This is a genomic window from Paenibacillus sp. Dod16 (genome assembly GCF_049893405.1).
Classification (GTDB): Bacteria; Bacillota; Bacilli; order Paenibacillales; family Paenibacillaceae; genus Paenibacillus_AQ.
On record NZ_JBNDYG010000030.1, the window covers coordinates 18,957 to 33,018 of the forward strand.

Consider the following 14,062-nt stretch of genomic DNA (forward strand, 5'->3'; position numbering starts at 1 on the left):
TGTCAATCTTATCTTTAGAATTCTTTTCCTCCTTAAATTAATGTTAATATTTGTTTAAATCCCCGTACCTATTGGACTTATATCAGAACATTAATCGAAAAGAATTCGTATTGAACGCAGAAACAAATAAAACAATATTGTAATACTTTTGCTGAGGTTCGAAATAAATAGCAGTCGAACCAAGTTCGACTGCCTCTTATATTAAATTAATTAAGATCTATTACTGGCGATTGGGTCTTCATATCGCTCATGATGGTTTCTAAACCTTCGGTATGCAATGAGGCAAATGGCAATTAGGATAATAAAGACACTCAATAACTGCGAGACACGAACTGTACCATAACTCATTTCGCCTTCCTGGAACATAAGCCCCATCGGTGACCAAAGTAATTTCATCAAATTTGCAAGCCAGTTAGAGGCAAACCAGGCTAAACTGTCGGTACGCAGTCCTTCGATAAAAAACCGTCCGATGGAATACCAAGTGAAATAAGTCAAAAATAATTCTCCTGAACGTAGAAAAGGCTGGCGTCTCAACCATAAGAGCAACAACAAACCAACCAAATTCCAAATGGACTCATACAGAAAGGTCGGATGATAATAGACACCCTCGATATTCATTTGATCGACAATAAAGTTAGGCAAGTGTAGTGTTGTCCTGAGAAAATCCTCAGATACTGGCCCTCCATGAGCTTCTTGATTTATATAATTTCCCCAACGCCCGATCAATTGTCCTATAATCAAACCCGGAGCACATAGATCTGCAATACGCCAAAAATTATAGCCACGTATATGAAAGAAAAAAATCATAGCAACGATCGCTCCGATTAAAGCTCCGTAAATGGCGATTCCACCGTTCCATATTTTGAAAACGTCCCAAAAGTTATCGCGGTAATCTTCCCACTTGAATATGACATAGTAAGCTCTAGCCCCGACGATAGCCGACGGCACGCCAACTAGCACCATGTCCAAAAAGAACCCTGGATGGATCTGATACCGCTTGCCTTCTTGAATAACAACGATTAGACCAATGAGAGCTGCTACGCTTAAGATAATTCCGTACCAGTATAATTGGATTGGCCCTAATCGAAATGCAATTGGACTAATCGCATCGAACAAACCCTTTCACCTCAATCCCATATCGTTAGTAACCGATAATATTGATTCATAATTAATGATGAAATTTCGATTAAACATCCTATATTTAAATAAGGAAGGCGATACATGTTGAACAATGATACTTTTCTTTCAATTCTCAAGCCTAGGATTATGATTTTAAGCTCACTGTTACTGTTTACTATGATTAGTATCGTTTTCCTGACGGATATCTATTTTATTGATTTCAACAGTACCGTTCATTTAATAGCACATTATATCAGTCCGTTTATCATTCACTTACTGTTATCCCTTTTTGTGAAGAACAAGGTGTCCTGGTTACTTGGTGCAACGCTGACAACGATTATTTCACTAGTACTGATTCTAGTAGTCGTTTTGGTGTTTTTTAGCAATTAGTTGCCTGGTCTTGGGCTCACGCCAGCCTCAGATCTTGTGAGTACCATTAAGATTGTAATTAAAATAAATGCTACTAATGCGAGAAAAGGAATCGTTATAAAACCAAACCAATTAATGTATTGTACATTACACGGCACCCCGTTCGTGCATGGCTTGATTGCTGCAAATCCAGGGACCTTCTGCTCCAAATAATGAAATAATGAAACGCATGCTCCAAAAATCGAAAATGGAAGCACATATTTTTTTATGCTTGTCTCACTGTAAAAGGCCGCAATTCCAAGAATGATACTGAGTGGATACATTAGTATTCTCTGATACCAGCACAATTCGCAAGGAATAAACCCCCTTATCTCGCTAAAATAGAGGCTTCCAAGCGTTGCTGTAAGTGCTACAACCCAAGCTAAATATATTGTTTTGTCACGTACCACTACTCGATCCCCTCCCATCTACTCCTTCAGTTGCGCATTGATTAAGGATGATATCTCCTCATAATCAAACGGGTTCGTTACCATAACATTATTGATCATAATCGTGGGTGTTTGTTGTACATTATATTCACGGACTAATTCCTCATCTAAAGCAACTTGGTCTTCGATCTGCTTACTTCCCATATCTTCTTTAAGCTTCGCTAGATCGATATTAGGTGTATATTCTTTAGCAAGCTCCAGCGCCTTTTCTGGGGTTAGCCATGCGTTATCATGCTGCTCTGTTTCAGGTTGTGCATTAAATACTTCATGATGAAATGTCCAATATGCGTCAGGATCCTGCAGTAGTATTGCTTCTGCAGCAAGTGCGCCTGTTTTTGACTCATCACCATGAAAAAGAACATTAATATAGGAGAATGATGCTTTTCCTGTTTCGATAAAGTCCTTCGAGAGTTGTGGCATTATATTCTCTCCCCAGGCTTTGCAGGAGGGACATTTATAATCTCCAAACTCCACGATAGATACCTTTGCGTTTTTGTCACCTAGAGTAGGCTGGTTTTCCGTGGCCGGTGGGTTGTCAAATACCCCTTCCGAACGATTTGATGGTTGGCTGTTCTGGTTTAACAATACCAAAGCTACCACCAGGCCCACAAAAATGATGGTGAAAATAACTAGATTTTTTGATGATTTCTTCTTATTATTCATGTTTCACCTCAGCTATTTATTCGTTTAGTTGCTTTTTTTTTAGATGTTTGCTTACTTGCCGTTTTATATGTTTATCACCGCCTTAATTCCAGATCTCGAACTACATCAAAAACCTGTAAACCCGCCGTATAGCCCGATTAACCATATGGTGATTTTGGTCATTTGATCTGTGTAAAGCAATATTCCGGTAAGAACCATCATCGCCCCGCCAATTTTCATCATTAGTGAAGAATATTTTGAGATCCATTTTAATCTGCCAATAAAAAAGGCCATAATGAGAAACGGAATCCCAAACCCTAATGTATATGCACTTATGTAACCCACTGCCTTCTCAGGGTTTGTTACTCCCATAGCTAAAACGGCTGAAAGAATGGGTCCGATACACGGTGTCCATCCTGCAGAGAATGATAATCCAACTAATATCGATCCAAGATATCCTGACGGTTTATGCTTAAATTGAAACTTCCTATCTTTCATTAAAATCTGTAACTGAATAACTCCTAGCATGATTAATCCCATTACAATCACTAATAATCCACCTAATTTTTGAATCAATTCGCGATTATTCGAGAACAAATCTCCTACTAAACTGGCTGATAACCCTAATGCGAAAAAAATGACAGAGAATCCTAGCATAAAGCATATGGTATGAGCAAAAGCCTTCTTTTGCATGATCCCCTTACCATCCTTTAACTCCTTAACAGAAATTCCGGTAATGTAAGATATATAGGATGGATAGAGCGGAAGACAGCAAGGAGATATAAAAGACAAAAATCCTGCTGCAAATGCTATCCATAGAGTCAAGTTCTCTGGGCCCATGAGTTAACTTCCTTTCTACAACGAGAAGCCATCAATAATCGTAATTAATAGTTATTAAGTTGATTCGGTGAGTCATATACAGCTTCAGCAACTTCAATGGAGTCATCATGTTTCTCCTTTCGGTACCATCTTGCAGAAATGATTGCCAGTGTGACTACAAATGCTGCCTCTTGCGTCATTTTCATAATAATTCCGCCTAATTGCTGATCATCAATTGGACTCAAAAATGAAAATAGTTGGGGAGCATTCACATATGGATCATAGAGAATGTTGCCGGCAAAAATTATGGCTACACATGCTGGATATAACAGGATTGCATTCGCTGCAATATACCCTAACTTTTTTACATTCGATAGTTTATCAAGTTCTGGTACAGGGCACATAAGTGGCCACCACATCTGAAATGATGCAATTACTAACAAAACATGATATAAGCCTCCTAGGAATGGGATCTCCATCAGCTTATTAAAAACAACTGGGAAATGATATAAGGATAAAGCAGAGTTAAATAGAAACATGGCTAAGATAGGTTGATTAAAAAATGAGAGAAACTTCGAGGAAAACTTGGAATTTAATAAAGGGCGTATTAACCATGATGGCGTACCTAAATAAAAAAACAGCGGCATAATAAAGTATAATAAAGCTTGCTTCAGCATGTGAGCGCTAAATAACACATGATGACTAAACGCATTGATGGGACTTCCAACCGCTATATAAAACGTAAACAAACCTGAAATAAACAATATTTTTTGTCTGGTTTTAACTGGTTCACTTTCATAAAAGCGGTTACGTAATGGACCAACATATAACAAGTAGATTACAGATAATAAAACGGTTATAAAAAATACGAGCGGACCCCATAATTCTGAAAAACTAAAATGTGTTAATACACTCTGGTTCATCAATGGCAAAACTCCTTTTCCATATCAAACAGTTAAAAGACTACACAACATAGTATATTACAAATTAAAGATTACTGGTTATTACAATTGTTTGTCAACTTACTGAACTGAATATAATATGTGTATTTACCATTTGATTTTAGGACTCGACAAGGAAATGAACAAAGAAACGGGAAGATCTGCACTCTAAGTGAGTTCAATCTACCCGTTTCTATTCGTCAATTAATATGAGAAATCACAAAATTTACAGATTCATTTGAACAGAACTGGTCCTCTTTGGATGATTATAGGCTCAAAACTGAATACTTTCTGACTGATGGTCTACAGCTAGCTTTATCAGCTGCTTTAACTGCATATCTTCTAGTGAGTAAAACACAAGTTTTCCTTCTTTGCGGTATTTCGCAATCCCCATATTTCTAAGCAGTCGTAAATGATGGGATGCTGTCGCCATTGTAGAACCAATAATATTGGCCACATCGCAAACGCACAACTCATCCTCATCGCATAAGGCATAGGCGACTTTTAACCGTGTAGGATCGGCAATGACCTTAAAAATTTGGGACATATTTTGAAAATCATGATTACTCAACTTTGCTTTAACACGTCTCACTTTATCTTCATCGTAACAAAATATATCGCAGGTATCCTCTGTTGACATGTGTAACACCTCAATCTCATACTCATTTGAGTATTATCATATTTCAGTTACGGATGGTTGTCAAAAAGCCAATACGCAGCAAACTAAATATGAATAGGATGTCCAAGAGCAACTTCAGCTGCTTCTGCAGTCAATTCACCAAGTGTTGGGTGAGCATGTATGGTAAGCGCAATGTCTTCTAAGGTTGAACCCAGTTCAATGGCTAATGCGAGCTCCGGAATCAGATCTGATGCATTGGTCCCTATAATTTGTCCACCTAACACAAGACCTGTCTTCTTATCCCCTACTAACTTTACAAACCCTTCAGCTGAGGTCAAAGATAATGCTCGAGCGTTAGCAGCTAAAGGGAATTTACCTGTCAATACATCAAAACCCTGCTCTTTAGCTTCGAACTCAGAAAGGCCAACTGATGCAATTTCCGGATCAGAAAATACAACGGAAGGAATCACTTTATAGTCAAAAATACTTGGAAGTCCTGCAATAGCTTCTGCTACGATTTTCCCTTCATATGAAGCTTTATGAGCTAACGCCGGTCCTGGAATAATATCTCCAATCGCGTATATATGTGGTAGACTGGTTTGACCTGACTCATTGACTTCAACAAGTCCTCGTTCTCCTATTTGGATACCAATTTTATCGAGACCAAGTTCACCATCCGTATTGGGTCTACGACCGACTGTAACCAGTACATAATCAGCCGTCGCTTGTCTTTCTTCATTATTTACTGTAAACGATACGGTAACTTCTTTCTCTGTTTGCTCAGCTGACTGTGCCATCGCATCCGTATACACAGTCGCACCCAACGAACTTAAGTTCTTACTTATAATGCGTGTGATATCCTTTTCGAATCCTGGCAATATGGTACTGGATCCTTCTAGTACCGTGATTTCTGTTCCGAATTTTGCATACATTTGTCCAAGTTCAATACCGATATAGCCTCCACCAATGATAATGATACGCTTTGGAATTTCAGTAAGGCTTAAAGCTTCCGTCGAAGATAAGATACGTCCTCCGAATGGAAATGATTTTAATTCAATCGGACGAGAACCTACTGCGACGATGCAGTTTTCAAAATGATAATGGGAGCTTTCCTGCTTATTGGATACTTTTACTTCACGCTCACTAATAAATGTTGCTTCTCCTTTGATAACCGTAATTTTATTTTTCTTCATCAACGACTGGATACCTGACTTCAGCCGATCAACCACGTCCTTCTGCTTCCATTGCTGAATTTGGGAGAAGTCAATTTCAATATCCCTTGCTGTTAATCCGGGTATTCCCGAATTATGCATATGCTCGTGTCGATGTGCTGCCGAGATCAACGCTTTGGACGGTACACACCCGCAATTCAAACAAACGCCGCCTAGTTCCGACTTTTCAACCAATAATACTTTCTTCCCGAGCTGAGCTGCTCTAATTGCAGCCACATATCCGCCTGATCCTCCGCCAATTACCAACAATTCAATGTGCTGATTTGCTTGATCCATCCTAATCTCCTCCATCTTGTTGTTTGTATAATTACTTTAATAAGCTTCTGACAACATCTAAAACATCACCATGAAGCATGATGGATATACCCAGAACGATAAAAACGATTGGAATGATAACATTACCGTACTTTTGCAATATCTTTACAATAGCTGGGAAACTCGCTAGACGATAACCCAAGAAACACCAGACCGCAACCATAACCAAAAAAACGAGCGCGATATAAATAAGTGAGTCTCTGCTTTGGGTTGTAAAATAAGGAATATATATTCCTAGGTTATCTCCACCGTTCGCAAAGGTAATCGCTGCAACCTTAGCAGTCAATGGACTAAAAAAACGATTACCGGTTAATTGAGACTTTACATCACCTAATTTCTCGAGTGCTTCTTCTGCCTCATCTTCCTCTTTGGTGAAAAACATTCGAATACCAAGATAAATCGGTATCAAGCCAAGGAACCCAGCCCACTCTGGTGGCAGAAAAGTAAAACCCAAGGCACCAAGTAAGCTCAGTATTACTAAAAGTCCGAATCCAAGGTACTGACCAATCACAATTTGCATATGGCGCACTTTATCGATTTGGGCAAAAAAGATCATGAGGATAAAAATGTCATCAATGTTGGTTACGATAAAGGTACCTATGGCTGATAAGAGTTGTGTAATGGACATATTTGATCCTTCTTTCTATATGGGCTTAACTACACTTCTTTGCTTTATAAAGTGAAAGGCTACCATATAAGGTTGCATACTGTTTTGTTTCATTCATCGTATTAAATCCGGCCTTTAGCGCAAATCCAGGTAAAAGTCCCTTAACATTATCCGTGGTGGTTGAAAATCCATCGAGGATCTGAATGGAATAATATGCAATACGCATAATGCCATTTTTCGCTTTCCCCCAATCGGCGATATGAAGCTCTCCTTCTGGTTTAAGTACTCTGAATATCTCCTTTAAGGTTTGGAGCTTGTTTGTTGTGGTTAAATGATGAAACATTAGACTGGTGACCACACGATCAAAGGAGTGATCAGGGTATGGTAATTCGTACGAGTTACCTTGATCAAACTTAATGCTTAAATGCCTCTGCGCGGCCTTTGCCTCTGCCATTCGAAGAACATCGGGATCAATATCAAGACCGGTGACCTCTGATTCAGGATAGCTTTGTTTTAATTGCACCGTTAACGTACCTGTGCCACACCCGAGATCCAGTATTCGTTGTCCTGGATAACTTTGAACTTGTTTGATTAATTGGTTTTTAAATGTAGACTCTCTCATTGTCCAACGTAATACAGAATCGTAAAAAGACGTAAGCCAGTGAAACCGTAGAGCCGGAATGTAATCCGATTTGGTTTTGTCATTTGTCTTCTTCATTGATCTTCCCCAATTCACTGAGAATTAATAATCAAACAATTGTTTGAATGTGAGATTATAATACACCATTATTTTCTATTAGTCAAATGTTCGTTTGATTGTTTTCTGCACAAAAATGGATTATTTCCTGATCGGATTGTCTTGTCCCAAACGAAAAGACACACATATCCAATGTGTGTCTTTTAAAATGAATAAAACCTGCAATATGACTTCGTATGGAGAAGAATCTCGCACCCAAAAAATGTAGAGCGAAGAATCAAGAGATCTTCCTAAATTACACGTTGAATTGTTACTGTGAGTTATTCTTTCACACGCATGAGTCGTAATCCATTCAATGCAACGAGGAGAGTAGCCCCCATGTCTGAAAGTATGGCAATCCATAGCGTTAACCAACCGGGTATAACCAGCAGCAAAGCGATGAGCTTGATCACTAATGCAAACGTGATGTTTTGTTTGATTATCGATAGTGCATTTCGGCTTAGTTTAATTGCGAAAGGCAGTTTTCTCAGGTCATCCCCCATCAAAGCCACGTCTGCAGTTTCGAGCGCTGTATCCGTCCCAGCTCCGCCCATGGCAATCCCAACTGTTGAAGCAGCAAGTGCAGGAGCGTCATTAATACCGTCCCCAACCATGGCTACATTTCCGTATTCGGATCTCAATTGTTTAATGTAATCTAATTTATCCTGAGGCAATAGCTCGGCCTGTACATCCGACACGCCGACAGATCCAGCGATAGCTGTAGCCGTACCTTTATTATCACCCGTAAGCATAATGGTTTTTTTAATGCCAAGTTGATGTAATTTTTGAATAACGCCCATACTGGAATCGCGAACTTCATCTGCTACTGCAATCACAGCAAGGATATCCTTTTCTGTACCAACAATCATGGCCGTTTTCCCTTGGTTTTGGAGGGACGAAACCAACTGCTCTTGGTCAGGAGTGAACTGAACCGTTGGCAATTCCTTAAAGAGTTTTGGATTTCCAATATAATATGTCGTTCCGTTAACACTACCCTTAATCCCCTTGCCTGTTATTGATGAGAAATCCTCAACCGTAATGTCCGAATAAGAAATACTGGATTCTTCTGCCTTTCGCATAATCGCAGAGGCAAGAGGATGTTGAGAACGATACTCCAAGGCAGTAATAATGGAGAGTAATTCTTTTTCATTGGCAGCTTTATTCAATACATTAAAATCCGTAACAACAGGAACACCTTTGGTGAGCGTGCCGGTTTTATCAAAGGCAATGGCTTTTAAAGCACCCATTTCCTCCAGATATACGCCGCCTTTGATGAGAACGCCCTTTTTCGCAGCATTCCCAATGGCCGACACAATAGAAATCGGTGTGGAAATAACCAGGGCACAAGGGCAACCAACAACAAGTACGGATAAGCCTTGGTAGATCCATGTTGTCCAATCTCCACCAAAGAGCAATGGTGGGATCACAGCGACCAATGCTGCCACAATCATAATGATTGGGGTATAGTATTTCGCAAATTTATCAACAAAGGCTTGCGATGGCGCACGTTCACCCTGTGCTTCCTCAACTAAGTGGATGATCTTTGCAATCGTTGTGTCATCAACAAGTTTGGTTACTTTAACTTCAAGCAAACCTTCTTCATTTAATGTACCGGCAAATACGTCATCATCTACTTTTTTCTCTACGGGGACTGACTCACCTGTAATTGCTGCCTGGTTTACTGCTGAATAGCCACTAACAACAACACCATCCATGGCTATCTTTTGTCCAGGCTTGACGATCATGATATCGCCTAGTGCGATGTCATCCACATGTATCATCATCTCCTGCCCATTGCGTCTCACCAGGGCTTCTTTTGGTGCAATATCCATTAGAGAACGAATGGATTGTCTTGCGCGATCCATCGAGAATCGTTCAAGAGCTTCACTTATTGCAAAGAGAATGACTACAATTGCACCTTCCGCCCATTCCCCGATTACTGCGGCACCAATAATAGCAACCGTCATAAGGGTTTTCATATCAAACTCAAAACGCATCAAGTTTTTAAAACCAACTTTAAAGAGCGAAAATCCGCCAATCACGATAGAGGCTGCAAAGAGCAAGGAGGTAATCAGGTTTTCCTCTCCGTTTACAATTAAGGAAAGGTATCCGAAAACGATCAGTAAAGCCGCATTTAATAACGTGCTATGCTTTTTATAAAATGGTTCCTTTTCTTCTTTGTTAGAGTCTCCTATCGCTTCCCTTTGAGCCTTTTCTGGGGCAACCTTAAGATTCTCAAAGGCACCGGCCTTCTCAAGTTCTTCGATCGTTGTGTCACCATACACGGAAATTTTAGATGCACCAAAATTCACCTTGGCATCTTGTACTCCCGGGAGCTGTTTCACATTATTCTCAAACTTCCCTGCACAATTCGCACATGTAAAGCCTTCTACACGGTATACATTTTTTTTATCTGTTGATTCAGCCATGTTACTCAACTCCAATAGCCTCCTTCTGATGCTCAATCGCGATACGGATGATTTGTTTCAATTGGGCATCCTCCATTGAATAAAAAACAAGTTTTCCTTCTTTACGATATTTCGTAATCCCCATGTTCCGCAGCAGCCGTAAGTGATGGGAAGCCGTTGCCATAGTAGAACCAATAATATTTGCAACATCACAAACGCATAACTCATCCTCATCACAAAGTGCATAAGCCACCTTCAGCCTCGTTGGATCTGCTAAGACCTTGAATACTTGAGCCATATCTTGAAAATCATGTGTGCTTAGCTTTGCCTTCACTCGATTGACCTTATGCTCGTCATAACAAAAAATATCGCATGTATCTCTAACTTCCATTGAATCACCTCAATCAAATGATTATTTGATTATTATAATAATGCCGAGTTCTTAAATTGTCAAAGAAAACCTTAAAAGGCTACCATACCTTGCCGATCCCCTTACACCAGAGGATTCTTCGCTGCCGTTCAAAAGTTCCAAGCAGCTTCCGTTGCCTTCATCCATACGCAACAAGTTTCGGCTTCTCTATTCCCTCTTGCGAGGTCTTTTTGACGACGCGCAGGATTCACTTTATGTTACGGCCTGGTATGTTGCTCGCCCTGTCTCCGACAGGTACTTTCGTCAATACGCTTCTACGCACAGATTTCGCCATACGCAGGTATCTTAGCTCACGGGGGCTTGGCCCCTCCCGTGATCGGACTTTCACCGGCTAGAAGATGCTGGGCACGCTGTGTAAAAAAAGTGACTCCCTATGGAAGTCACCCTTTACTTGCCTTTTCCTTGTTTGAAACGAATCAAGCGATAGATAAGATAGATGGCCGCACCTACAACCGCCATTCCAATGCATGCCAATCTGAATATGCCAACCTCACTTATAAACGAACCCATTCGGTAATATGAGGCCGAAAACATTAAACACATCAACCCGAGTGCCATGAAAAATAAAGCAATAAACCAATCTGTTTTCTTCATCTTATTGATCCTCCTGCATCATCGGAAGGACGAATTGAACGCTAACACAGGTGCCTTTCCCAACCCTGCTGGTAACATGGATTGAACCTCCTTGCAGCTTCACTAATTTTTTGACAATCGACAAACCGAGCCCTGTCCCGCCCGTTTGCCGTGATCTGGACTTCTCGACACGATAGAAACGGTCGAAGATATAGGGGAGCTCGTCGTCAGGAATTCCGATCCCCGTGTCTTGAATGGATAGTGTCAGCATGGTAGATGAATGGTGAAGATATACATCAATACGCCCTTCATCGGTATATCGTATAGCGTTCTCCAAAAGATTGAGGGCAATTTGCTCTAAACGCATGCCATCTCCTCGAATGAATGGAACAGACTTGGTGGGATGGACAACCAACTCCAACCCTTTTTCCTTTGCTTTTAACGATACCTTTTGGACTGACTGATGGATAACATACCTCAAATCAATCCATTCCATGGATAGACTGATCTTTCCTTCTTCCATTTTGGCAAGCTCAAATAGATCATCCACCAAATGCTGGATTCGAACTCCTTCTTGATAAATAATATCTAAATAACGGTCTTTCTCTTCCTCCGTCTCATACATATGGTTCTTTACAACCTTGGCATATCCCTCCAAATAGGTGATCGGTGTTCGAAGCTCATGTGAAATATTCGCAAAGAACTCCTGTCGTGTATCCCGGTATCGCTGAAGATCTGCGGCCAAATTATTAATTGCTGCCGCCAAATCGCCGATTTCATCTTTGCTATGGATGTCCAACCGGGTTTCTAACTCGCCGACGGCGATTTTTTTCGTCGCTTTTTGCATCATAATGAGTGGTCGTGAGAAAAGCAATGCCATAATCCATGTAATGCCCATTGCAAGCAAAAATGCACCTACTCCGGATAGAATCAACAAATTACGTATGGCTGTAAGCGACTTATCCATGCTTTGCATAGAAGCCATCACATAAATAGCTGAGGTAATCTGATGATCTTTATAGATCGGTTGACCAATCACCATATAGCGATGGCCTAATGGATCTTCATGCTCTAAGTTGATCGCGTTTCCTGAGAAGATTTGCTTCAAATCCTCTTTACGAATAAATGTACGATCGGCGGGATTATGTTCCCCTGTATGAAAAGTAATGTCTCCTGCTGCATTAATATAAAACATGCTGACATTCGAAAAATCGGCGAAAGTCAGCATCATTTCTTCCGAAGATGCTTCTGTGGTCTCGGCCATGGTCGAGACATGAGAAGTCATTTCCGTGATCTCTGTTTTCATTTCTGAATGGTAAAAGCTTGAAAACATTTGATATAGACTGACACCAAGGAAGAGGAGAACAATAAAAAAAATCGCAGCTATGATCAGCCCCAGTTTCATCCCAATTCGATTACTTCTCATCTTTCTTCTCCCTGCGCAATAAACTTATAGCCTACTCCCCAAACCGTGTGAATTGCCTCGTATCCAAGTCCTGCACGATTCATCTTCTCTCGAATATTTTTGACGTGGGTATCGACGACTCGAGCGTCTCCCGTATACTCATACCCCCATAATCGTTCAACCAAGTCATCACGCGAAAATGTACGTTGACTATGCTCAGCAAGAAAGTGAAGTAAATCAAATTCTTTGGGCGTAAAATCAATGCTTTCTTCATGAATGTAAACTTCTCGAGCATCTGCGTTGATTTTGAGGTTATTAAAAACCAACGTCGTATCTTGAGGTTTTTGGGCTTGATTGATCATAGATCGTCTTAGCAGCGAAAATACCCGGGCTACCAATTCCTCGGGTTCGAATGGCTTGGTTAAATAATCATCCGCTCCAATACCGAGCCCATGAACTTTATCCTTTGTCTCCGTACGCGCGGTGAGCATGAGGATGGGAATTATCTCCGTTTCTCGAACGGTTTTGCACACCTGCCAACCATCCATTCCAGGCATCATCACATCCAAGATTAGAAGGTCAAAAGAGTGCTGCTTAAGCATCGACAGCGCCTCATAGCCAGTGGAAGCTTCCTTCACCACAAATCCCTCTTTCACAAGATATAGGCGAAGTAGATTCCGCATGTTCCACTCATCATCGACCACAAGTACATGAATCTTTGACATTGTATCCACCTTCTTCAATGTGTAAATCCTACCCAAAATGTAAACGATTCATAGCGTCAAATGCAAGATAAAGAAACTTTGTCAGCATTCTGCTGAAGCAAAGGCAATTGATTCATTCTTTGGATGTTCTCCTGTGATGAATCTTGTTCATCAATGGCATGAAAATCATATGGAATAATGGGCATATCAGTAAGATGCCTATTAGAATATTATTGGTTGGTTCTCCTTGAAAGGCACGAATCAAGACCATGAGAACGACGACTACAATCGGCAACGCGCAGCATAATGTCATGATCCAATGATGCCACTTTGAAGCATGATAAGAAGATTGAGACTGATGGCTGTTTTCTTGATGATGCCCTCCACAACAACTCAACATTCATTCCTCCTTTAAATGGTATGACTTGGTTACATTCTGAAGATCATTTCGCATTTTTTCGTTTTGGGCCTTTAACTCGTCCAGTTCTTTCTGCATTCTTTGAGTTTCTTCACTCGTCCCATGTCCTTGTTTTTCATGCCCGTTACCGTGACCACCACGCATACCCAACATCATCAAGATCATCATGATCGGGCAAACCAATACCAATAACCATGTCCAGTCCATCTCTAACTCCTCCTATCTGGTGATGTAACT

15 protein-coding genes are annotated in these 14,062 nt (G+C 40.5%); all 15 read right to left on the reverse strand.

The genetic code is table 11. From position 1 onward, the window contains the following. Nucleotides 1-210: 210 nt before the first annotated feature. The 15 genes from lgt to ACPV3A_RS21430 all read right to left on the reverse strand — a co-directional run bounded on the left by lgt (nt 211) and on the right by ACPV3A_RS21430 (nt 14,032). A complete protein-coding gene (gene lgt / locus ACPV3A_RS21360) occupies nt 211-1,116 on the reverse strand; it encodes a prolipoprotein diacylglyceryl transferase (RefSeq protein WP_036638586.1) in 906 nt (301 codons plus the stop codon). A 389-nt stretch (nt 1,117-1,505) separates the two neighbouring features. Beyond that, nucleotides 1,506-1,937 carry a disulfide oxidoreductase gene (locus ACPV3A_RS21365; RefSeq protein ID WP_231887922.1) on the reverse strand — a complete coding sequence of 144 codons (432 nt, stop codon included), beginning with the start codon at nt 1,935-1,937 and terminating at the stop codon, nt 1,506-1,508. A gap of 18 nt (nt 1,938-1,955) precedes the next feature. Further along, nucleotides 1,956-2,639, reverse strand: coding sequence for a DsbA family protein (locus ACPV3A_RS21370; protein ID WP_028407063.1), 684 nt, complete (start codon nt 2,637-2,639; stop codon nt 1,956-1,958). A 105-nt stretch (nt 2,640-2,744) separates the two neighbouring features. Continuing rightward, nucleotides 2,745-3,458, reverse strand: coding sequence for a cytochrome c biogenesis CcdA family protein (locus ACPV3A_RS21375; protein ID WP_028407064.1), 714 nt, complete (start codon nt 3,456-3,458; stop codon nt 2,745-2,747). Nucleotides 3,459-3,502: 44 nt separating this feature from the next. Continuing rightward, nucleotides 3,503-4,360, reverse strand: a complete 858-nt coding sequence (locus tag ACPV3A_RS21380) for a cytochrome c oxidase assembly protein (RefSeq protein WP_036638578.1) — start codon at nt 4,358-4,360, stop codon at nt 3,503-3,505. A 292-nt stretch (nt 4,361-4,652) separates the two neighbouring features. Then, nucleotides 4,653-5,018 carry an ArsR/SmtB family transcription factor gene (locus ACPV3A_RS21385; protein ID WP_028407066.1) on the reverse strand — a complete coding sequence of 122 codons (366 nt, stop codon included), beginning with the start codon at nt 5,016-5,018 and terminating at the stop codon, nt 4,653-4,655. 83 nt (nt 5,019-5,101) lie between these two features. Next, nucleotides 5,102-6,511: a dihydrolipoyl dehydrogenase gene (gene lpdA, locus ACPV3A_RS21390; protein WP_036638854.1), complete on the reverse strand. Its 1,410-nt coding sequence runs from the start codon at nt 6,509-6,511 to the stop codon at nt 5,102-5,104. Nucleotides 6,512-6,536: 25 nt separating this feature from the next. After that, nucleotides 6,537-7,172, reverse strand: a complete 636-nt coding sequence (locus ACPV3A_RS21395; protein ID WP_036638574.1) for a cadmium resistance transporter — start codon at nt 7,170-7,172, stop codon at nt 6,537-6,539. A 25-nt stretch (nt 7,173-7,197) separates the two neighbouring features. Then, nucleotides 7,198-7,869: a class I SAM-dependent methyltransferase gene (locus ACPV3A_RS21400; RefSeq protein WP_036638572.1), complete on the reverse strand. Its 672-nt coding sequence runs from the start codon at nt 7,867-7,869 to the stop codon at nt 7,198-7,200. 299 nt (nt 7,870-8,168) lie between these two features. Then, nucleotides 8,169-10,316, reverse strand: coding sequence for a heavy metal translocating P-type ATPase (locus ACPV3A_RS21405; protein WP_143767902.1), 2,148 nt, complete (start codon nt 10,314-10,316; stop codon nt 8,169-8,171). Between the two features lies 1 nt (nt 10,317). Then, nucleotides 10,318-10,686, reverse strand: coding sequence for an ArsR/SmtB family transcription factor (locus tag ACPV3A_RS21410; protein ID WP_036638567.1), 369 nt, complete (start codon nt 10,684-10,686; stop codon nt 10,318-10,320). 426 nt (nt 10,687-11,112) lie between these two features. Further along, nucleotides 11,113-11,319 (reverse strand): hypothetical protein, encoded by a 207-nt coding sequence (locus ACPV3A_RS21415; RefSeq protein WP_036638565.1) that lies wholly within the window; start codon nt 11,317-11,319, stop codon nt 11,113-11,115. A gap of 1 nt (nt 11,320) precedes the next feature. Next, nucleotides 11,321-12,724 (reverse strand): sensor histidine kinase, encoded by a 1,404-nt coding sequence (locus ACPV3A_RS21420; protein WP_036638562.1) that lies wholly within the window; start codon nt 12,722-12,724, stop codon nt 11,321-11,323. Then, a complete protein-coding gene (locus ACPV3A_RS21425) occupies nt 12,721-13,428 on the reverse strand; it encodes a response regulator transcription factor (RefSeq protein ID WP_036638559.1) in 708 nt (235 codons plus the stop codon). Before ACPV3A_RS21425 ends, ACPV3A_RS21420 begins: the two co-directional genes overlap by 4 nt. Before the next feature lie 379 nt (nt 13,429-13,807). Continuing rightward, on the reverse strand, nt 13,808-14,032 hold the full coding sequence (locus ACPV3A_RS21430) for a DUF2933 domain-containing protein (protein WP_036638557.1): 225 nt from the start codon (nt 14,030-14,032) through the stop codon (nt 13,808-13,810). Nucleotides 14,033-14,062: the final 30 nt, after the last annotated feature.